The organism is Streptomyces sp. Go-475 (assembly GCF_003330845.1).
GTDB lineage: Bacteria > Actinomycetota > Actinomycetes > Streptomycetales > Streptomycetaceae > Streptomyces.
This window is the reverse complement of record NZ_CP026121.1, coordinates 785,618-803,886: the sequence shown is the minus strand read 5'-3', so window position 1 is coordinate 803,886 and position 18,269 is coordinate 785,618. Positions and strand designations below refer to the sequence as shown.

Annotated in this window: 20 protein-coding genes; 13 read left to right on the top strand and 7 right to left on the bottom strand. The window is 72.0% G+C overall.

The window, feature by feature from the left end:
- Positions 1-83: 83 nt before the first annotated feature.
- Positions 84-1,019, top strand: a complete 936-nt coding sequence (locus C1703_RS03625) for a GNAT family N-acetyltransferase (RefSeq protein ID WP_114250511.1) — start codon at positions 84-86, stop codon at positions 1,017-1,019.
- On the opposite strand, the gene C1703_RS03620 is transcribed toward C1703_RS03625, so the two are convergent.
- Positions 1,001-1,393: a VOC family protein gene (locus tag C1703_RS03620; RefSeq protein ID WP_114250510.1), complete on the bottom strand. Its 393-nt coding sequence runs from the start codon at positions 1,391-1,393 to the stop codon at positions 1,001-1,003. The genes C1703_RS03625 and C1703_RS03620 overlap by 19 nt on opposite strands.
- 72 nt (positions 1,394-1,465) lie before the next feature.
- Between C1703_RS03620 and C1703_RS03615 the strand changes: the two genes are divergently transcribed.
- Together C1703_RS03615 and C1703_RS03610 are read left to right on the top strand one after the other, a co-directional pair.
- Positions 1,466-2,059, top strand: coding sequence for a GNAT family N-acetyltransferase (locus C1703_RS03615; protein WP_114250509.1), 594 nt, complete (start codon positions 1,466-1,468; stop codon positions 2,057-2,059).
- Positions 2,052-2,246: a hypothetical protein gene (locus C1703_RS03610; RefSeq protein ID WP_114250508.1), complete on the top strand. Its 195-nt coding sequence runs from the start codon at positions 2,052-2,054 to the stop codon at positions 2,244-2,246. The genes C1703_RS03615 and C1703_RS03610 overlap by 8 nt, the downstream gene beginning before the upstream one ends.
- Before the next feature lie 38 nt (positions 2,247-2,284).
- Here the strand turns inward: C1703_RS03610 and C1703_RS03605 are convergent, their stop codons facing one another.
- The gene (locus C1703_RS03605) at positions 2,285-2,968 is read right to left on the bottom strand and encodes a glycerophosphodiester phosphodiesterase family protein (protein WP_114250507.1); all 684 of its coding nucleotides are present in this window, start codon (positions 2,966-2,968) and stop codon (positions 2,285-2,287) included.
- 249 nt (positions 2,969-3,217) lie between these two features.
- Between C1703_RS03605 and C1703_RS03600 the strand changes: the two genes are divergently transcribed.
- The 3 genes from C1703_RS03600 to C1703_RS03590 are packed head-to-tail and all read left to right on the top strand — an operon-like array spanning position 3,218 to position 6,473.
- Positions 3,218-4,615, top strand: a complete 1,398-nt coding sequence (locus tag C1703_RS03600) for a DUF6421 family protein (protein WP_114250506.1) — start codon at positions 3,218-3,220, stop codon at positions 4,613-4,615.
- Positions 4,616-4,656: 41 nt separating this feature from the next.
- Complete coding sequence (locus C1703_RS03595; RefSeq protein WP_114250505.1) at positions 4,657-5,406, top strand: SDR family oxidoreductase; 750 nt, start codon at positions 4,657-4,659, stop codon at positions 5,404-5,406.
- On the top strand, positions 5,403-6,473 hold the full coding sequence (locus C1703_RS03590) for a low specificity L-threonine aldolase (RefSeq protein ID WP_114250504.1): 1,071 nt from the start codon (positions 5,403-5,405) through the stop codon (positions 6,471-6,473). The genes C1703_RS03595 and C1703_RS03590 overlap by 4 nt, the downstream gene beginning before the upstream one ends.
- Before the next feature lie 20 nt (positions 6,474-6,493).
- Here C1703_RS03590 and C1703_RS03585 read toward each other — a convergent pair whose 3' ends face one another.
- Positions 6,494-7,867 carry a hypothetical protein gene (locus tag C1703_RS03585; RefSeq protein ID WP_114250503.1) on the bottom strand — a complete coding sequence of 458 codons (1,374 nt, stop codon included), beginning with the start codon at positions 7,865-7,867 and terminating at the stop codon, positions 6,494-6,496.
- Between the two features lie 172 nt (positions 7,868-8,039).
- Here C1703_RS03585 and C1703_RS03580 point away from each other — a divergent pair, with 172 nt between their 5' ends.
- The gene (locus C1703_RS03580; RefSeq protein WP_114250502.1) at positions 8,040-8,612 is read left to right on the top strand and encodes a transglutaminase family protein; all 573 of its coding nucleotides are present in this window, start codon (positions 8,040-8,042) and stop codon (positions 8,610-8,612) included.
- 64 nt (positions 8,613-8,676) lie between these two features.
- On the opposite strand, the gene C1703_RS03575 is transcribed toward C1703_RS03580, so the two are convergent.
- Together C1703_RS03575 and C1703_RS03570 are read right to left on the bottom strand one after the other, a co-directional pair.
- Complete coding sequence (locus tag C1703_RS03575; protein WP_114250501.1) at positions 8,677-9,405, bottom strand: lysophospholipid acyltransferase family protein; 729 nt, start codon at positions 9,403-9,405, stop codon at positions 8,677-8,679.
- Between the two features lie 187 nt (positions 9,406-9,592).
- Entirely contained in the window at positions 9,593-10,009 is a 417-nt protein-coding gene (locus tag C1703_RS03570) for a DUF4395 domain-containing protein (protein WP_114250500.1), read from the bottom strand.
- 78 nt (positions 10,010-10,087) lie between these two features.
- Between C1703_RS03570 and C1703_RS03565 the strand changes: the two genes are divergently transcribed.
- From C1703_RS03565 to C1703_RS03550, 4 genes are all read left to right on the top strand, one after another.
- Positions 10,088-10,501: a thioredoxin family protein gene (locus C1703_RS03565; RefSeq protein WP_114250499.1), complete on the top strand. Its 414-nt coding sequence runs from the start codon at positions 10,088-10,090 to the stop codon at positions 10,499-10,501.
- 106 nt (positions 10,502-10,607) lie between these two features.
- Complete coding sequence (locus C1703_RS03560; protein WP_114250498.1) at positions 10,608-11,099, top strand: flavin reductase family protein; 492 nt, start codon at positions 10,608-10,610, stop codon at positions 11,097-11,099.
- 218 nt (positions 11,100-11,317) lie between these two features.
- Positions 11,318-12,106 carry an electron transfer flavoprotein subunit beta/FixA family protein gene (locus C1703_RS03555; protein ID WP_114250497.1) on the top strand — a complete coding sequence of 263 codons (789 nt, stop codon included), beginning with the start codon at positions 11,318-11,320 and terminating at the stop codon, positions 12,104-12,106.
- 54 nt (positions 12,107-12,160) lie between these two features.
- On the top strand, positions 12,161-13,123 hold the full coding sequence (locus C1703_RS03550) for an electron transfer flavoprotein subunit alpha/FixB family protein (RefSeq protein ID WP_114250496.1): 963 nt from the start codon (positions 12,161-12,163) through the stop codon (positions 13,121-13,123).
- A 57-nt stretch (positions 13,124-13,180) separates the two neighbouring features.
- Here the strand turns inward: C1703_RS03550 and C1703_RS03545 are convergent, their stop codons facing one another.
- Positions 13,181-14,086 carry an endonuclease/exonuclease/phosphatase family protein gene (locus tag C1703_RS03545; protein ID WP_114250495.1) on the bottom strand — a complete coding sequence of 302 codons (906 nt, stop codon included), beginning with the start codon at positions 14,084-14,086 and terminating at the stop codon, positions 13,181-13,183.
- Positions 14,087-14,280: 194 nt separating this feature from the next.
- On the opposite strand from C1703_RS03545, the gene C1703_RS03540 reads away from it, so the two are divergent.
- Together C1703_RS03540 and C1703_RS03535 are read left to right on the top strand one after the other, a co-directional pair.
- Entirely contained in the window at positions 14,281-15,582 is a 1,302-nt protein-coding gene (locus C1703_RS03540) for an aldolase/citrate lyase family protein (RefSeq protein WP_114250494.1), read from the top strand.
- A gap of 135 nt (positions 15,583-15,717) precedes the next feature.
- Positions 15,718-17,499 (top strand): serine/threonine-protein kinase, encoded by a 1,782-nt coding sequence (locus C1703_RS03535; RefSeq protein ID WP_114250493.1) that lies wholly within the window; start codon positions 15,718-15,720, stop codon positions 17,497-17,499.
- Here C1703_RS03535 and C1703_RS03530 read toward each other — a convergent pair.
- Positions 17,445-18,269: a hypothetical protein gene (locus C1703_RS03530; RefSeq protein ID WP_114250492.1), complete on the bottom strand. Its 825-nt coding sequence runs from the start codon at positions 18,267-18,269 to the stop codon at positions 17,445-17,447. The two genes, C1703_RS03535 and C1703_RS03530, sit on opposite strands and share 55 nt — an antisense overlap.

The following is an 18,269-nucleotide window of genomic DNA, read 5'->3' as shown; positions in this document are numbered from 1 at the left end:
GCGGCGCCCGCCCCGGCGTACCCTCGCCCCGTACCGCACCGCGTGGCGGCCTCCAGTTCCTTCACCCCACCCGGAGGTACGCCATGCCCGCACCCGAGGTGCGCCCCTTCCGCCGAACCGACCGCGACCAGCTCACCGACCTGGTCAACCTGCACGTGGCGGCGGTCGCCCCCGGCGTCTCCGTCTCCGTGAACACCGTCCTCGGCGATCTGGAACGGCAGCCCGGCGAGTTCGTCACCGACCCGTGGGTGGCCGAGCGGACGACGCTCGTCGCCGAGCGGCGCGAGCACCTCGTCGCCGCGGCCCACCTGCTGCGCTACCGCGCCGACGCCGGGGTCGGCGCGGCCTACCGGGACGCCGCCGAGATCAACTGGTTCGTCCACCGCCCACCGGCGGCCCTCTGGCCGGACACCGACCGGGCCGCGGACGGGTTGATGCGGGCCTGCCTGGCGCAGTTCGCCCGCTGGAACGCCCGCGTCCGGTACGCCGACGGCGCCCTGCCCGCCCCCCTCGTCTACGGCGTGCCCCGCCCCTGGCCGCACGTCCGGGCCGTCTACGAACGCGCCGGGTTCCGGCACGTCGGGGACACCGAGGTCATCCTGATCGCCCGCGTGGCCGACCTGCCGGCCCACGAACCCCGGCCGGGCGTCACGGTCGAGCGCACGCTGGGGGAGTGCGGCACCCGCTTCACGGCCCGCGCCGACGGCCACGCCCTCGGCTTCATCGAGGTCGGCACGGCCCTGGCCCGCCCGGAGCGCCACGCCCGCACGGCGGGCCTCGCCGACATCGGCAATCTGCACATCGACCCCGGGCAGCACGGCACCGGCCTGGAGCACCGGCTCCTCGCCCAGGCCGCCGACTGGCTCCGCCTGTGCGGCATCGACCGGCTCGTCGCCTACGAAGGGGCCGCCGACACCCGCATGCTCGACCTCCTGACCGGGGCGGGCTTCCGTGAACTGACCCGGACCGACCGGGGCTGGGAGCACCGCCCCGGGCGACCTCAGATGCCCGGCCGGTAGCGCATCGGGTGGTCGGCGGGGACCTCCACCAGCACGATCGGCGTCCCGTCCGGATCCGCGATCCACATCTCGACCAGCCCCCACGGCTCCTTCACCGGCGGCCGTACGATCTCCACGCCCTTCGCCCGCAGCTCGTCCTGTGCCGCCGCGACGTCGTCGACCTGGAGCCACAGGCGGACGGCGGGCTCCGGGGGAGTCCCGGACCGGCCCGAGACCTCCAGGAAGCCGCCGCCCATGAAGTAGACCGTGCCGCGCTCGGGCCCCGTGCCGAACTCCCGGTACACGGCGAGCCCCAACTGCTCGCCGTAGAAGGCACGGGACTTCTCGGGGTCGGCGGGACGGAGCAGGATCCGGCTGCTGAGTACATGCACCATGCACGGGAGCCTAGTGGCAGGGTTACGCTCATCCCCGCCCGAGCCGCGCCCAGGACACGGAGACGTACGCCCATGGACACCCTCGCCACCGCACTGACCTACCGCGACGCCACCGACGCCGACGTGGACGAGCTGGTCGCGCTGATCGAGTCGGCGTACCGGGGCGACTCCAGCCGCGTCGGGTGGACCACCGAGGCGGACATCCTGGAAGGGCAGCGGACGGACCCCGAGGGTGTGCTGGCCGTCATCAAGTCGCCCGACAGCCGGCTGGTGACCGTGGAGCGGGAGGGCCGGATCGTCGCCTGCTGCCAGTTGGAGCACCGCGGTGACCACGCCTACTTCGGCATGTTCGCGGTCAGCCCCGCGCTCCAGGGCGCCGGCCTCGGCAAGGTGATCATCGCCGAGGCGGAGCGGCAGGCCCGGGAGAGCTGGGGCGTCAAGGAGATGCACATGACCGTGATCTCCGTCCGCGACGACCTCATCGCCTGGTACGAGCGCCGCGGCTACCGCCGCACGGGCCGGATGACCCCCTTCCCGTACGGCGACGAGCGCTTCGGCATCCCCCAGCGCGACGACCTGCAGTTCGAGCTGCTCGTCAAGGAGTTCGGCCAGGAACTGTCCGGGCGATCACTTCGCAAGGGTTCGGTGGGGGACGGTCATGGGTGATCGGGGCTGGTACGACGACAGCGAGTACCAGGACGCCGTCCGGCGGGCCGAACGGGCGTCACGGTCCGGCTGGGCGGCGATCGCCGGGGCCACGGGAGCGCTCGGCTGCGCGGCGCTCGCCGCAGCCCTGGTCGGCGTCGTCGCCGTTTCCGCCTGCGTGTACGCCGTGGTGGCGTCCCATTACTAGGACGCGCCAGGCCCTCTCGCCCTGACCGCTCCCGGCCGTCAGGCCGTGAAGCGGCCCGTGCGCTTGATGTCCGGGTGGTCGGTGGTGGCGCCGTCCAGGCCGAAGGCGCGGACCAGGCGCAGATGGTCCTGCGTGTTCACCACCCAGCCGATGATCCTCAGGTCGGCCTCGCGGGCGCGCTCCACGATCTCCAGGGTGAGCCGGCGGATGTTCAGGCAGACGGTCTCGGCACCGGCCGCGACGGCGCGATCCACGATGTCGGTGCCGTAGCGGCTGGCGATGAGCGCGGTGCGCACCCCCGGCACCAGTGGCTTGATCTCGGCGATCGCCTCGTCGTGGAACGAGGAGACCTCCACCCGCCCGGCCAGTCCCCGCTCGTTCATCACCCGCGCCAGGGCCCGCGCCGCCTGCGTGTCCTTGATCTCGGCCTGGAGGGGCGCCTGGACGGCCTCCAGGACCTCCTCGAAGACCGGCACCCGCTCGCCCCGCCCCGCGTCCAGGGCCCGCAGCTCGGCGAGGGTCTTCTCGGCGATCGGCCCGGTGCCGTCGGTCGTGCGGTCCACATCCGTGTCGTGCATGACGACGAGCGCGCCGTCCTTGCTCAGGTGCAGATCGAGTTCGATGGCGTCGAGGCCCGCCTCCTGGGCGGCGACGAAGGACCGGAGGGTGTTCTCGGGTTCCACACCCATGACTCCGCGGTGACCGATGGTGAGGAAGTTCAAGACGCGACTCTCTTCCGTCGACAGGCGGCACTGGGGGCCTGACGGCCCACCTGACCGTATCGCCTGTACCCACCCCGTGCAGAGAGTGAGCGCATGGTCGGCGCGCGTACGGGCACAAGCATGACCGGCAGGAAAAAGTGCGGTGAAGGCCGGGGTCGGGCAGGATAATTTCCCGAGGTGGCCCTTGCTGGGAGGAACCTCGTGTGTATACGGTCGGGGTACGCGAGATTCTCCCGTGGAGGATGGGACATGACGGAAATTCTTGTGCCGGTGGGTTCGGAGGAGCGGGTTCCTCCCGTGGCCAGGGTGGTGGAGCACCCGGCATGGCCCGTGCTCAAGGATGCCGTGGAGCGGATCCGGCCATGGCAGTCCAAGGACGGGTCGATCGACTTCGACGCCGAGGGCGCGCCCGACCCCGCCGACGCCGAGCTCGCCGTCCGCCGGGTCGCCGACGCGGTGCTGGAGCTCTCCCCGCTGCTCCCGCACGACAGCGCCTACCACGAGGCCCTGGTCAAGGACCTCGGCCGGTGGGCCGACGGCGGCTTCCGCGTGCCCGACTTCCTCGACTCGCTGCTGGTCTTCCAGCCCGCCGCGAACCGCGCGGACGGCCTCCAGCACCTGGTCGTCTTCCCGATGTACACGCAGAACGGCAACCCCGACCGCAACCTCGAAGCGGTCGTGCTGCGCATGGTCTGGCCGGACTGGCTGGCCGAACTGGAGCGCACCCGCTACGACAACCCGCTGTTCTGCGGCATCAAGTTCGAGGACTTCACGTCCGGCTACGACACCAACTCGGCCGTGCTGTTCCCGGAGACGATCGCCGTGCGCGAGGCGCCGGAGCGGTTCACCTGGGGCGGCATCTTCTGCGACCGCGAGGCCGCCCGCTTCCGCCGCGTCACGGACGCCGCCGTCGACATCCTCGGCCTGGAGCTGCCCGAGGACGTCGCCGCGATGGTCCACGACCAGAAGCGCTGCGAGGAGGCGTTCGTGCTGTGGGACATGGTCCACGACCGCACCCACAGCCACGGCGACCTGCCGTTCGACCCGTTCATGATCAAGCAGCGCCAGCCGTTCTGGATGTACGGCCTGGAGGAGCTGCGCTGCGACCTCACCGCCTTCAAGGAAGCCGTGAAGCTGGCGGCCGAGGGCGTCCCGCAGGCGCGTGACGTCCAGGTCGCGGTCCTCTTCGACCGCATGTTCCGCTTCCCGGTCACCGGCGAGCGCGTGCGCAACTACGACGGCCTCGGCGGCCAGCTCCTCTTCGCGTACCTGCACAAGCACGACGTCGTCCGCTGGACCGACAACAAGCTCTCCATCGACTGGGAGCGCGCCCCGCAGGTCACCAACGAGCTGTGCGCCGAGATCGAGCAGCTGTACCGCGACGGCATCGACCGCCCCAAGCTCGTCCACTGGTTCGCCGGGTACGAGCTGGTCGCCACCTACCTCTCCCCGCACCCGGGCTCCAAGTGGGCCAAGGGCCCCGACGCCCTGGACCTGACGCAGCCGCCGCGGAAACTCGTCGATGACGTGCTTCCGGACGAGTTTCCGCTGAGCATGTTCTATGAGGCACTGTCCAAGAAGCTGAAGAACGTGATCGCCTCCACCAAGGGCATCACGGCGGACGGCGCCGAGCGGATCGCCGCGTGAGCGATCGGCGTACCGAGAACACTGCTCAGGAGGCGAAGATCATGGCGGGGAACGGGGCGCTCAGCGGTGCGGTGATCGCGGTGGCCGGTGCGGGCGGGCCCGCGGGCCGGGCGGCGCTGCTCAGGCTGGCCGAGGCGGGAGCGACCGTCATCGGCTCGGACAACGACCCGGAGCGGCTGGCGGAGGCGGTGGACGCGGCGAGCTACGCGACCGGCGGCGCCACCGTCACCGGCGACACGGTCGACCTGCTCGACCTGCAGGCCACCCGCGACTGGGCGAACCGCATCGAGAAGGACTTCGGCCGCGTCGACGGCCTGGTCCACCTCGTCGGCGGCTGGCGCGGCAGCGAGACCTTCACCCGGACCAGCCTGGACGACTGGGACTTCCTGGAGATGCTGCTGGTGCGCACCGTCCAGCACACCTCCCTCGCCTTCCACGAGGCCCTCCAGCGCAGCGACCGCGGCCGGTACGTGCTGATCAGCGCCGCCGGCGCCAGCAAGCCCACCGCGGGCAACGCCGCGTACGCCGCCGGCAAGGCGGCCGCCGAGGCGTGGACGCTGGCCATGGCCGACTACTTCCGCAAGGCCGGGGGCCCCGACGGCCCGACGTCGGCGGCTGCGATCCTGGTGGTGAAGGCACTGGTGCACGACGCGATGCGCGCCGAGCGCCCCAACGCGAAGTTCGCGGGCTTCACCGACGTCAAGGACCTGGCCGAGGCCATCGTCGGGGTCTGGGAGAAGCCCGCCGCCGAAGTGAACGGAAACCGTCTGTGGCTCACCGAGAAGCCGTGAACCCGCCGAAGACCGACGCCCGCCGCCATCACGACCCCGACGTCCGCGGATTCGCCAGCGACAACTACGCCGGCGCCCACCCGGAGGTGCTCGCCGCCCTGGCCCTGGCCAACGGCGGGCACCAGGTCGCCTACGGCGAGGACGCCTACACCGAGAACCTGCAGAGCGTCGTCCGCAGCCACTTCGGGCCCACGGCCGAGGCGTTCCCGGTCTTCAACGGCACCGGCGCGAACGTCGTCGCCCTCCAGGCGGTCACCGACCGCTGGGGTGCGGTGATCTGTGCCGAGAGCGCGCACATCAACGTCGACGAGTGCGGGGCGCCCGAGCGGGTCGGCGGCCTGAAGCTGCTCACCGTCCCGACGCCGGACGGCAAGCTCACCCCCGAGCTGATCGACCGGCAGGCGTACGGCTGGGACGACGAGCACCGCGCGATGCCCCAGGTCGTCTCGATCGCCCAGGCCACCGAACTGGGCACGGTCTACACGCCCGACGAGATACGCGCGATCTGCGACCACGCCCACGCGCACGGCATGAAGGTGCACCTGGACGGCTCCCGGCTGGCCAACGCCGCCGCCACCCTGAACGTCCCGATGCGGACGCTCACCAACGCGGCCGGCGTCGACATCCTCTCCCTGGGCGGCACGAAGAACGGCGCCCTCTTCGGCGAGGCCGTCGTGGTGATCGACCAGGACGCCGTCAGCCACATGAAGCACCTGCGCAAGCTGTCCATGCAGCTCGCCTCCAAGATGCGCTTCGTGTCGGTGCAACTGGAGGCGCTGCTCGCCCGGGACCTGTGGCTGCGCAACGCCCGCCACGCCAACGAGATGGCCCAGCGCCTCGCCGAGGGCGTGCGGGCCGTGCACGGCGTGGAGATCCTCTACCCGGTGCAGGCCAACGCGGTGTTCGCCCGCCTGCCCCACGACGTGAGCGAGCGCCTGCAGAAGCGCTTCCGCTTCTACTTCTGGGACGAGGCCGCGGGCGACGTCCGCTGGATGTGCGCCTTCGACACGACCGAGGACGACGTGGACGCCTTCGTGGCGGCGCTGAAGGAGGAGATGGCCCGCTAGGGCCACCTCCCCGCCCCGGTTCAGCCGTTGACGACGATCCGCGCGCTGTTGTTGCGCAGGTTCGGGTCGAACTCCCGGATGCTCAGCTCGGGATCGTCGTTGACGGTCGCCACGGTGGCCTGCGCCCCGCGCACCACACGGTCGATCCGCAGGGGGATGTCGAAGGTGTACGACGCCTTGTCGTGCAGGTAGATCGGCGTCTTGCAGTAGTAGGTCGCGGAGGACGCGCCGTCGCCCGAGGGCCAGCAGTTCTCCTCCTCCGGCGGGATCACGACCGTGGTGCCCTCCGGCGCCTGGAACCGCACCGTCGCCACGGCCGCTCCCGCGCCCAGCGACGCCACCCACGCCGGGCCGCGGTTGAGGACGGTGACCTGGGCCGTCACGGTCTCGCCCGCCGCCCCGCGCACCTTGCTGCCGGTGAGCTTCAGGTCGGCGGTGTTCCGGGCCTCGAGGATGACGCTCCCGTAGTTGTCCTGCGGGTCGATGTCGGGCTCCGAGGCCGCGGACCGGGCGGCCAGGGGACGCAGGTTCAGTTCCGAACCCGTCCCCCTGGTCCACGTCCACTCGCCGCGGGCCTCCTGGTACGCCTCGTCCGAGTAGGGCTGGACGGAGTGGTCGAACCGCTCGTACAGCGCGTTCCGCCCGACGCCGAGGCGCGTGCTCAGCGCGTACCGCTGCCCCGGGGCCACCGACTCGTCCAGCACGCACAGGGCGGAGGTGCCCCTGTCGTCCTGCCGGTACTCGCAGTTCGCGTGCCGCTCCTTGAAGCGCAGGCCGTACGAGGCGTCGAGCCACAGCAGTGTGCGCTCGGCGGTGCGGTTGCCGCTGTTGGACAGCGTCGCCCGCACGCTCGTCTCGGTGCCCGGCCGCAGGCCCCGCTGGTCGTCGACCGGGCCGAGCCCGAGGTCCGGCCCGTTGCCCACGCCGACCCGGGTCTCACCGGCGTGGGACGTCAGGTCACCGGCGGCGGCCGAGTAGCGCACGTATCCCGAGGCACCGGTGTCCGCCCCCGGCAGCGCGCTCAGCCGGAACGTGGCGGCCGGCACGCTCTCCGTCCCGTCGGGCATCGCCGGGAACGCGCAGACCGCCCTGTGCTCCGTCTCGGGCACGCAGTTCGCGGGCCACGCCGCCCGAGCGAAGGCGGCGACCTCGCTCACGTCGACCGTCAGCCGCCCCGCCGGCACCCTGCCGTCGGCGACATCCCGGCTCACCCGCACGTCCAGGGTGCGCTCCCGCGCGTTGCCGTCCGCGTCCGCGCCGGGCAGCACCGTCTCGTACGGTGCGCTGATCCACAACTCGTTGTCCAGGGCGTACGCGGGCCCGGCCGCCGTCCCGGCCGCCACGAGGGCGCAGCCGCCGAGCGCCACGCCCAGCAGGCGCTGTAGGTGCTTCATGCCGTCTCCTTGTCGCTGATCCGCGGAGCCGAGACCGGCGGGGGACGGGAAGGGTTGTGCCGAGGCGAAGGGTTGCGGCGGTGTTCAGCCGTTCTCCCGAGCGCTGCATACATATACGCTTGATGGAAATTTCATTGACCGGGGAGCGGATCTCTCCCTATGCTCAGGCCGCATGCAGCTGATCCAGGAAACCCCTGACCTGTCCGCGTACTTGGCCGCTGATGAGGCAATCGACCACGATCATCCACGCGTGCGCGAGACGGCCGCGAAGCTCGCTCAGGGCGTGGCGGACTCGTATGAGTATGCGCGGGCCGCGTTCCAGTTCGTGCGCGACACCATTCCCCACTCGCAGGACTCCGGCGACCTCCGCGTCACCTGGCGCGCCTCCGATGTCCTGGAACAGCGCACCGGCATCTGCTACGCCAAGGCCCACGCGCTGGCCGCGCTGCTGCGGGCCGAGGACATCCCGACCGCGCTCTGCTACCAGAAGTTCGACGAGGTGCACGGGCTGGTCGCCGTCCGCTTCCACGGCGCCTGGCACCGGCAGGACCCCCGGGGCAACAAGCCGGGCGTGGACGCGCGGTTCTCCCTCGACGGCGAGCGGCTCGCCTTCACACCCGACCCGGCATCCGGTGAACGGGACTACCCGGTTCTGTACGCGGCGCCGCACCCGGTCGTACTCGACACCCTGAAAGCGGCTCGCGACCGGCCGCACCTGTGGCGGACGCTCCCCACCGCGCTCTGAGGCCCCGCCCGCCCGCTCCCCGCCGGGGGCGAGGGCGCCGACCGCGTCGCGCGGACCGGGCGCGTCAGCGCGCCTCGGCCTCCCGCACCTGCTCCGGCGTCGGCGCCGTGCCGCCGAGGTGGGCCGGCATCCACCAGGTGTCCTCCGGGCCCTTCGGGCGCACCGGGTAGGCCCGCTGGGCGGCCTCCAGGAGCTCCTGGACGCGCTCGCGCACCTGGCGCGTGATGGCACCCGCGTACTTGTCGCGGGAGGCCTCGATCGCCTCGCCGACCCGGATCGTGATGGGGATGTGGCTGCGCTTGAAGTTGCGCGGGTGGCCCTTGGTCCACAGCCGCTGGGTGCCCCACACGGCCATCGGGACCAGCGGGACACCGGCCTCCTGGGCCAGGCGCGCGGCCCCCGACTTGAAGCTCTTCAGCGTGAACGACTGCGAGATCGTCGCCTCGGGGAAGACCCCGACGATCTCGCCCGACCGCAGCGAGTCCAAGGCGTGCGCGTACGCCGCCTCGCCCTGCTTGCGGTCCACCGGGATGTGCTTCATGCCGCGCATCAGAGGCCCCGAGATGCGGTGGCGGAAGACGGACTCCTTCGCCATGAAGCGCACGAGACGTTTCTGCGGCAGCGCCGCCAGGCCGTTGAAGACGAAGTCCAGGTAGCTGATGTGGTTGCTCACCAACACGGCGCCGCCCGAGCGCGGGATGTTCTCCGAACCCTGACAGTCGATCTTGAGGTCCCACACCTTGAACAGCGTGCGGGCGAAACCGACGACGGGACGGTAGACGAGCTCTGCCATGGGCGGTTCGGACCCTTCCTGCTCTGCCTGGGAAGGGATTCCCAGCGGACAAGTTACGCAGCCGTAGGTTTACGGCTTGTCGCAGATCGTGCCCGAAGAACGGCCGGGTAGCCAGTCCTCGTGCCCGTGGGGGAGGAGATTCTCGTCACGTCGTCGCCGGATCCGACCTCGTGCTTTTACGCGCGCATTACTCCGCGCGTACCGTCACCCGGCGGAAGAGCAGGTACAACTCGCAGCCCAGGCAGTACCCGAAAGCGGCGTTCAGGAAGGCGGCGGCGAGAGCGGCACCGGTCGCCGCGAGTCCCAGCCAGTCAGGGCCCAGGGTGTAGCCGACGAGCCCGAGTCCGGCGAAGAGCAGCCCCACCGCCTGGGCGAAGCGCGGCGGTTCGGGCGCCTCGAACTCGGTCGGCGGCCCGAGCCGGGGCCGTACGGCCTTGGCGAACAGCAGGCCGTACGGCGAGCGGCCCACCCCGCCCGCCGCGCCCAGCAGGAACGCCAGCGTCTGCCAGGCCAGCAGCCACGCGTTCCCCGTGACCAGGACGACCGCCAGGACGGCGGTCGTCACGGCCGCGCCGAAGCGCGGCCCTCGTGCGTCGATGTCCATGGGAACCAAGCATTCCGCAAGGCGGGCCCGTGGGGAGGGCGGGAATCTTTGCGGTCTCGTGAACGCTTGTAGCGGGTGATGACCGGACTGGTGGTGTGCGTGCTGGTGCTCGCGGCGGCGAGCGCCTACGGAGTGCTGCGACGGCGGCGGAGCGGGAGAGTGCGGGTGCGCGGGCGGGACGACGGCAAACGGCTCGATGCGGCGGAGCTGGGCGCGGAACTCGGCGAGCGGGCCACGCTCGTGCAGTTCTCCAGCGCGTTCTGCGCGCCCTGCCGGGCCACCCGGCGGGTCCTCGGCGAGGTGGCCGGCCTGGTCCCGGGCGTGACCCACGTCGAGATCGACGCCGAGGCCCATCTGGACCTCGTGCGCCGGCTGGACATCCTCAAGACCCCGACCGTGCTGGTCCTGGACGCCGGCGGCCGGGTGGTGCGACGGGCCACCGGCCAGCCGCGCAAGGCCGATGTGATCGCCGCTCTGGGGGAGGCGGTGTGAGGGGTCCGGCGGGAGGCGGTGCCAGAGTGCGGAGCCGCCAGTGAGCCATCTCCCACATCACGGAACGAACTTGACTGTGCGTACCATTTATCGTCAGCCTGACCCCATGCCTGCGGACCTTCTCGCCACGACCGACCTCCTGCGCTCGGTCTTCCGGCGGCACGCGGCGGGAGTGGCCGTCATCACCGCTCGTGGCGACGCCGGTCCGGTGGGCTTCACCGCGACGTCCCTCACCTCCGTCTCCGCCGAGCCGCCCCTGTTGTCCTTCGGCATCGGCACCGGCGCCTCCAGCTGGCCCGCGATCGCGGCGACCGGCCACGTCGGCGTCCACGTCCTCGGCGAGCACCAGCAGGAACTCGCCGCCACGTTCGCCCGCAGCGGGGCCGACCGCTTCGCGGCGCCCACCGCCTGGCGCGAGGGACCCGAGGGGGTTCCCGTGCTCGACGGCGTGCTCGCCTGGCTGGTGGGCCGGGTCGTCACACGCGTCCCCGCCGGGGACCACCGGATCGTGATCGCCGAGGTCGTGCACGGCGACCCCACGGGCACCGGCCGCCCGCTCCTCTACCACCAGGGACGCTTCCAGCGCCTGGGCGACTGACCGGCTGTCCCCCGGGGCTGCGTGACCGTCGAGTTCCGGTTACGCTGCGTTGCGAAGGTCACAGTTCAAAGCGCTTGCTTAGCGGGAACGAACTGGATGTACTGACGAGTAATATTTCGCTCGGAGCGTGGGTCGCCCCGACCGGGATCGGCCGCTTGAGGCGCCTATGCTGCCTGCAAGAGGCAGCCGAGAAATGACGATGCAGTAGGAGAGCCGGCGTGAGCTTGAGGATCGTTGTCACTGTGAAGTACGTGCCCGACGCCACTGGCGACCGGCACTTCGCCGATGACCTGACCGTCGACCGGGACGACGTGGACGGTCTGCTCTCCGAGCTCGACGAGTACGCGGTCGAGCAGGCGCTGCAGATCTCCGAGAACTCCGACGACGACGTGGAGATCACCGTCCTGACGGTGGGCCCCGAGGACGCCAAGGACGCCCTGCGCAAGGCGCTGTCCATGGGCGCCGACAAGGCGATCCACGTCGAGGACGACGACATCCACGGCACCGACGCCATCGGCACCTCCCTGGTCCTGGCCAAGGCGATCGAGAAGGCCGGCTACGACCTGGTCATCTCCGGCATGGCCTCCACCGACGGCACCATGGGCGTCGTGCCCGCGCTGCTCGCCGAGCGCCTGGGCGTCCCGCAGGTCACCCTGCTCTCCGAGGTCTCCGTCGAGGACGGCACGGTCAAGGGCCGCCGCGACGGCGACGCCGCCTCGGAGAACCTGGAGGCGTCCCTGCCGGCCGTCGTCTCGGTGACCGACCAGTCGGGCGAGGCGCGCTACCCGTCCTTCAAGGGCATCATGGCGGCCAAGAAGAAGCCGGTGGAGTCCTGGGACCTGTCCGACCTCGACATCGAGGCCGAGGAGGTCGGCCTGGAGGGCGCCTACACGGTCGTCGACGGCGCGGCCGAGCGCCCGGCGCGTACCGCGGGCACGATCGTCAAGGACGAGGGCGAGGGCGGCAAGCAGCTCGCTGAGTTCCTCGCGGGCCAGAAGTTCATCTGAGCCCGGATTCGCTGACCGCCCCTCATCTTTCGCAAGCAGGAGAGAAGAAGTCCCATGGCTGAAGTTCTCGTCTACGTCGACCACGTGGACGGTGCCGTCCGCAAGCCCACCCTGGAGCTGCTGACCCTGGCCCGCCGCATCGGCGAGCCCGTCGCCGTCGCGCTGGGCAACGGCGCCGCCGACACCGCCGCCACGCTCGCCGAGCACGGCGCGGTCAAGGTGCTCACGCACGAGGCCGCCGAGTACGCCGACTACCTGGTCGTACCGAAGGTCGACGCCCTCCAGGCCGCGCACGAGGCCGTCTCCCCGGCCGCCGTGCTGGTGCCGTCCTCCGCCGAGGGCAAGGAGATCGCCGCCCGCCTGGCGCTGCGCATCGGCTCCGGCATCATCACCGACGCCGTCGACCTGGAGGCCGGCGACGAGGGCCCGGTGGCCACGCAGTCGGTGTTCGCCGCGTCCTTCACCACCAAGTCCCGTGTCTCCAAGGGCACCCCGGTCATCACGGTCAAGCCCAACAGCGCCGCCGTCGAGGCCGCCCCGGCCGCCGGCGCGGTCGAGGCCCTGTCGGTGACCTTCTCCGCGCAGGCCACCGGCACCAAGGTCACCGGCCGTACGCCGCGTGAGTCGACGGGCCGTCCGGAGCTGACCGAGGCCGCGATCGTGGTCTCCGGCGGCCGTGGCGTCAACGGCGCGGAGAACTTCGCGATCATCGAGGCCCTCGCCGACTCCCTCGGCGCGGCCGTCGGTGCCTCGCGTGCCGCGGTGGACGCGGGCTGGTACCCGCACACCAACCAGGTCGGCCAGACCGGCAAGTCGGTCTCGCCGCAGCTGTACATCGCCTCCGGCATCTCCGGCGCGATCCAGCACCGCGCCGGTATGCAGACCTCGAAGACGATCGTGGCGATCAACAAGGACGCCGAGGCCCCGATCTTCGACCTCGTCGACTACGGCGTCGTCGGCGACCTCTTCGACGTCGTCCCGGCCCTGACCGAGGAGATCAAGGCCCGCAAGGGCTGATCGGCCCCGCCTGTGGAAGGCCCCCGTGACCGCGCGATCGGTCGCGGGGGCCTCTTCTCATCCCAGGGTCATCGAGGCCTGCACCGGCAGATGGTCGCTCGGATACGTCCCGTCCACGCTGAAGGTGTTCATACCGGCCCAGTGCGTGGTCACGCCGGGCGTGGTGAGGATCCAGTCGATGCGCCGACCGCCGGGTCTGAGCCTGCGGTAGCCGTGGTGCGTCCCGTACGCCGGGCCCCGCGAGGCCGCCGTCTCCCAGGTGTCCACCAGCCCGATGTCCAGCATGAGGTCGTACACCCGGTTGTCGTGGGCGGCCGCGTTGAAGTCGCCGGTGACGATGACCGGTAAGGACCGGTCCCACCCGGCGATCGTCTCGCCGATGAGCTCCGCGGAGCGCTCCCGGGCGTACTGGCTGACGCTGTCCAGGTGGGTGTTGAGGACGTAGAACTCCCGTCCCCCGTCGGTGAGATCGGCGAAACGGACCCAGGTGACCATGCGCAGCCAGTCCGCGCCCCAGGTGTTCGAGGCGATCGCGTACGGGGTGTCGGACAGCCAGAAGTGATCGAACTCGATGGGGCTGAGTCTGCGGGTGTCGTAGAAGACCGCCATGAACTCGTCCTTGCTGCCGCCCCCGCGTCCGATGCCGATCCAGTCGTGGTGCCCGCCGAGATCCTTCTCGATCGCCCGCACCTGCCGGTAGAGCCCTTCCTGCGTGCCGATGAGGTGCGGCAGCTCGCGGCGCAGCAGTTCCCGCATCACCGGTCGGCGCGCGTCCCAGCGCGGTGTCGTGTCGACGACGGTCGCGAAGCGCACGTTGAACGTCATGACGTTCAGGGCGCCCGGGTGCTCGCCGGCGGAAGCGGGCTGTGTCGGGCCCGCGGTGGTGAGCAGCGGTCCTGAGATGGCGGCGGCCGCAGCTGCCTTGAGCCCGTGGCGGCGCGTCACTCCGGCCTCGTTCGGCACGTGGTCTCCCTCCCCTTGCACGTCAGGATGAAGCTTGCCTGCTGAATACGGAAGATGAGGGCGGGTCGGCAGTGACCAAGGGTGAAGGACGGGGAAGCCCACTTCAAGACGGTGTTGACCAGGGCGAAGGTCGGCCGATAGCTTCGCTCTACGGATTGTTGATTCCGTACAGCGGAAAACAGGAGGGTCTGGGAATGGGTCAGGGCCAGCAGGAGAAGGTGGCGACGAGCCTCGCGGGCGCCGTCAGCGAGGAGATCAGCGCCTCCCTCGCCCCGGTCGACGCCGAACTGGAGCGCCGCTATCCCGGCGACCCCGGCACCCGCCAGCCCGTCCACACCGTCTACGTGCCCGGCGACGCCTTCACCGCCAAAACCGTCCGCTCCTGGGGCGACCGCGCCCTCGCCGCCCTCGACGAGCACGCCCCCGACGCCGCCTCCTTCGCCGCCGTCCTCGGCCTGGCCGACGACCTGGCCGAACCCGTCCACGCGCGCGTGCGCGCCAAGCTGGAGCGCGAGCCCATCGAGGACCTCCGCGTCGACTTCGAGGACGGCTACGGCAACCGCCCCGACGCCGAGGAGGACGAGGCCGCCGCCCGCGCCGCCCGGATCATCGCCGAGGCGTACGAGGACGGCACCGCGGCCCCCTACATGGGCATCCGCATGAAGTGCATGGAAGCGCCCGTGCGCGCCCGGGGCATCCGCACCCTCGACATCTTCCTCACCGGCCTGATGGAGGCCGGCGGCCTGCCCTCCGGACTGGTCCTCACCCTGCCCAAGGTGACCTACGCCGAGCAGGTCACCGCCATGGCCCGGCTGCTGGACGCCTTCGAGAAGACCCACGGCCTGGAACCCGGCCGGATCGGCTTCGAGATCCAGATCGAGACCAGCCAGTCCATCCTCGCCGCCGACGGCACCGCCACCGTCGCCCGTATGATCCAGGCCGCCGAGGGCCGCGCCACCGGACTCCACTACGGCACCTTCGACTACAGCGCCTGCCTCGGCGTCTCCGCCGCCCACCAGGCCAGCGACCACCCCGCCGCCGACCACGCCAAGGCCGTCATGCAGGTCGCCGCGGCCGGTACGGGCGTCCGCGTCTCGGACGGCTCGACGAACGTCCTTCCGGTCGGCCCCACCGAGAAGGTCCACGCCGCCTGGCGCCTGCACTACGGCCTCACCCGCCGCGCCCTCGCCCGCGCCTACTACCAGGGCTGGGACATGCACCCCGGCCACATCCCCACCCGCTACGCGGCCGTCTTCGCCTTCTACCGCGAGGGCTTCGAGCAGGCCGCAGCCCGCCTCGCCCGGTACGCCAACCACGCCGGCGGCGACGTCATGGACGAGCCCGCCACCGCCAAGGCCCTCAGCGGCTACCTGCTGCGCGGCCTGGACTGCGGCGCCCTCGACATCGGGGAAGTCGCCCGCCTGACCGGCCTGACCCGGGCCGATCTGGAGAGCTTCGCGACGCCCCGGCGGGGGAACCTGACGGCGTCCGCCTGAGGGCTCCCGGGCGCGCGCGTACCGGCATGGTCACAGCCGTCGACCACGGCTGCCGCCGTCACCGCCGCCCCGTAGTCTGTACGCCACGTACGGGCGTGTCGGGGCGCCCGATGGGGTCACAGGAACGGGGCAGCGGTGTCAACGGGGGAGTACGGGCAGACGGACGGGGCCGGTCGGCTGCTGGCGGGCCGTTACCGCGTCACGGCCCAGCTGGGGCGCGGCGGCATGGGCGTCGTCTGGAAGGCCGTCGACGAGGTCCTCGGCCGCGAGGTCGCCCTCAAGGAACTGCGCACCTACACCGACGCGGCCGGTCCCGAACTGGCCGGGCTGCACCTGCGGATGCAGCGCGAGGCGCGGGCGGCGGCCCGGGTGCGCCACACCGGCGTCATCGCCGTGCACGACATCGCCGAGGTCGACGGCCGCCCGCTCATCGTCATGGAACTGGTCGACGGGCCGTCCCTGGACGACGTCCTGCGCGACCGCGGCACGCTGGACCCGCGCGAGGCCGCCGGGATCGGCGCGAAGGTCATGGACGCGCTGGCCGCCGCGCACCGCGTGGGCGTCCTGCACCGCGACGTGAAGCCCGGCAACATCCTGCTCGACCGCTCGGGCCGGGTCGTCCTCACCGACTTCGGCATCGCCACCATGGACGACCCGGGCGACGGCTCGGCCACCCACCTCACCCGCAGCGGCGAACTCGTCGGCTCCCTCGACTACCTGGCCCCCGAGCGCGCCCAGGGCGCCGACCCGGGCCCCGCCTCCGACATCTGGGCCCTGGGCGCCACGCTGTACGCGGCCGTCGAGGGCACCTCGCCCTTCCGCCGGACGTCCACGTTCTCCACGCTCACCGCCATCGTCACCGAGCCGCTCCCGGAGCCCCGCAACGCCGGCCCGCTCGGTCCCGTCCTGCGGCAACTGATGGAGAAGCGCCCCGAGTCCCGCCCCGAGGCCGACCAGGCCCGCCGGCTGCTCCAGTCGGTGGCGGACTCGGGCAGCGCGGACACACCGACGTCATCGCTGCGGGGACCCGCGGCCTCACCCCCGCGCCCGGAGACGGAGCGCAGCATGCCGTCGGTACCGCCCGGCTTCGGCCCACCGCAGCAGGCGCGGCCGGGCGCGAGCGGATCGCACGAGAGCCAGGGCACGCCGGGCTTCGGCCCACCGCAGCAGGCGCAGCCGGCCGGCACCACCCCCACCGGCCCGATGGACCCCCAGCCCGCCGCTGGTCGCAAGAAGACCCGGGCCCTGCTCGCCGCCGTGGCCGTCGCCGTCGTTCTCGCCGTCGCCGGCACCACGGTCGCCCTGCTCAGGGACTCGGGCAGCACGGACTCGGGCGGCCGCACCGATGCCGTCGGCGCCGCGGCCTCCTCCGAACCCGGCCGCACCGACGACGGCTCCAACGCCCCGCGGGCCACCGAGCAAGGCGACGAGAAGGGCAAGGCCCCCTCCGAGAAGCCCGACGACGACAAGGAGTCCGAGCCGACCGGCCGGCCCTCCACCTCGGCTCCGGCGAAGTCCTCCGGCGGCACCACCGGCGACACGACCGGCGGCGGCACATCGGCCGGCGGCACCTCCGGCGGCGGCACGGGCGACGGTGGCGCGACAGGCGGCGCCCCGACCACCCCGGCCCCCGACCCGGCCTGCCACGCCATCGGCGGCGGCAAGTACAACTGCACGGTCTGGAAGACCGCCGACTCCTACACCGCCTCCGGCACCAAGGTGGGCATCCTCAAGGCGGGCACCAACTACTTCTACTGCCAGCAGAACCTGGGCCGCCGCGAGACGTCCGGGGAGTGGACCAACGTCTGGTGGGCGAAGACCGACGACGACAGCGGCAACGCGGACGTCTGGGTCAGCGACGTCTACATCAAGGGCGGCGACAACGACGCGCCGGTCCCCGGGCTCCCGGTCTGCTGAAACCGCGCCGAGACCGCCGCGTACCGCTCCAGCCCGGAGGCCGTCACCAGCTTCTCCTCGACGAACAGCCGGGTGCCCCGCTCGCACAGCCGCCGGTCGGCCCGAGCCCGCGCGCAGAACTCCTCGGGCACGACGCCGAACAGCTCCCTGAAGCGCGGCAGACCCACCAGCAGCTCGGTGAGCAGCTCCCGCTGGCCCGGGTGGGCGCGCGGCGCGCCCGTGCCGTCGTGCAGGATGCCGTGCCGGTTGACGTAGGCGTACGCGCCGGGCAGCCGGGTGCCGTCCGCCAGGTCGATCCGCACGTCCGGCGCGGGCAGCCAGGCCCGGTCGAAGTTGCCGCCCGGCACCGGCACGCCCTCGCTCGCGTCGATCACCGCGAGCTGCTCGGCGTCGAGCCAGAGGACGAACAGCTCCCGCACGGTGTCCGGGGCGCTGACCGGCGAGGCCGACACGTACCCCATGCGGCTCACGTGCGCCGAGACACCGGCTTCGACACCCGTCACCCGGGCCTTCACCATCGGGAGCGGCGACATGATCCCGAACTCCCGCATCTTGTGCCGCAGCTGCCCCGGGCAGGCGTTGGACCCGATGGCCAGGACCGGCGTGCGGTCCTCGTACACCAGCCGTTCCAGCGGCAGGAAGCGGTCCCCGTCAAGGAGCCCGGAATCCGCCGGCCACGCCCCCGGATACAGCAGGGGATGCTCGCGCGGCGCCTCGGCGAGGCCGAGTGCCCGCAGCGTGCGATCGGTGAGGTGCTCGCTGGGGTCCAT

Excerpts from the sequence above, each read along its gene's own strand:
- C1703_RS03615 (WP_114250509.1), top strand. The coding sequence starts at position 1,466 with ATGGACACCCTCGCCACCGCACTGACCTACCGCGACGCCACCGACGCC.
- C1703_RS03600 (WP_114250506.1), top strand. The coding sequence starts at position 3,218 with ATGACGGAAATTCTTGTGCCGGTGGGTTCGGAGGAGCGGGTTCCTCCC.
- C1703_RS03540 (WP_114250494.1), top strand. The coding sequence starts at position 14,281 with ATGGGTCAGGGCCAGCAGGAGAAGGTGGCGACGAGCCTCGCGGGCGCC.
- C1703_RS03570 (WP_114250500.1), bottom strand. The coding sequence starts at position 10,009 with ATGGACATCGACGCACGAGGGCCGCGCTTCGGCGCGGCCGTGACGACC.
- C1703_RS03530 (WP_114250492.1), bottom strand. The coding sequence starts at position 18,269 with ATGGACCCCAGCGAGCACCTCACCGATCGCACGCTGCGGGCACTCGGC.
- C1703_RS03620 (WP_114250510.1), bottom strand. The coding sequence starts at position 1,393 with ATGGTGCATGTACTCAGCAGCCGGATCCTGCTCCGTCCCGCCGACCCC.
- C1703_RS03575 (WP_114250501.1), bottom strand. The coding sequence starts at position 9,405 with ATGGCAGAGCTCGTCTACCGTCCCGTCGTCGGTTTCGCCCGCACGCTG.
- C1703_RS03595 (WP_114250505.1), top strand. The coding sequence starts at position 4,657 with ATGGCGGGGAACGGGGCGCTCAGCGGTGCGGTGATCGCGGTGGCCGGT.
- C1703_RS03565 (WP_114250499.1), top strand. The coding sequence starts at position 10,088 with ATGACCGGACTGGTGGTGTGCGTGCTGGTGCTCGCGGCGGCGAGCGCC.
- C1703_RS03585 (WP_114250503.1), bottom strand. The coding sequence starts at position 7,867 with ATGAAGCACCTACAGCGCCTGCTGGGCGTGGCGCTCGGCGGCTGCGCC.
- C1703_RS03550 (WP_114250496.1), top strand. The coding sequence starts at position 12,161 with ATGGCTGAAGTTCTCGTCTACGTCGACCACGTGGACGGTGCCGTCCGC.
- C1703_RS03580 (WP_114250502.1), top strand. The coding sequence starts at position 8,040 with ATGCAGCTGATCCAGGAAACCCCTGACCTGTCCGCGTACTTGGCCGCT.
- C1703_RS03560 (WP_114250498.1), top strand. The coding sequence starts at position 10,608 with ATGCCTGCGGACCTTCTCGCCACGACCGACCTCCTGCGCTCGGTCTTC.
- C1703_RS03610 (WP_114250508.1), top strand. The coding sequence starts at position 2,052 with ATGGGTGATCGGGGCTGGTACGACGACAGCGAGTACCAGGACGCCGTC.
- C1703_RS03625 (WP_114250511.1), top strand. The coding sequence starts at position 84 with ATGCCCGCACCCGAGGTGCGCCCCTTCCGCCGAACCGACCGCGACCAG.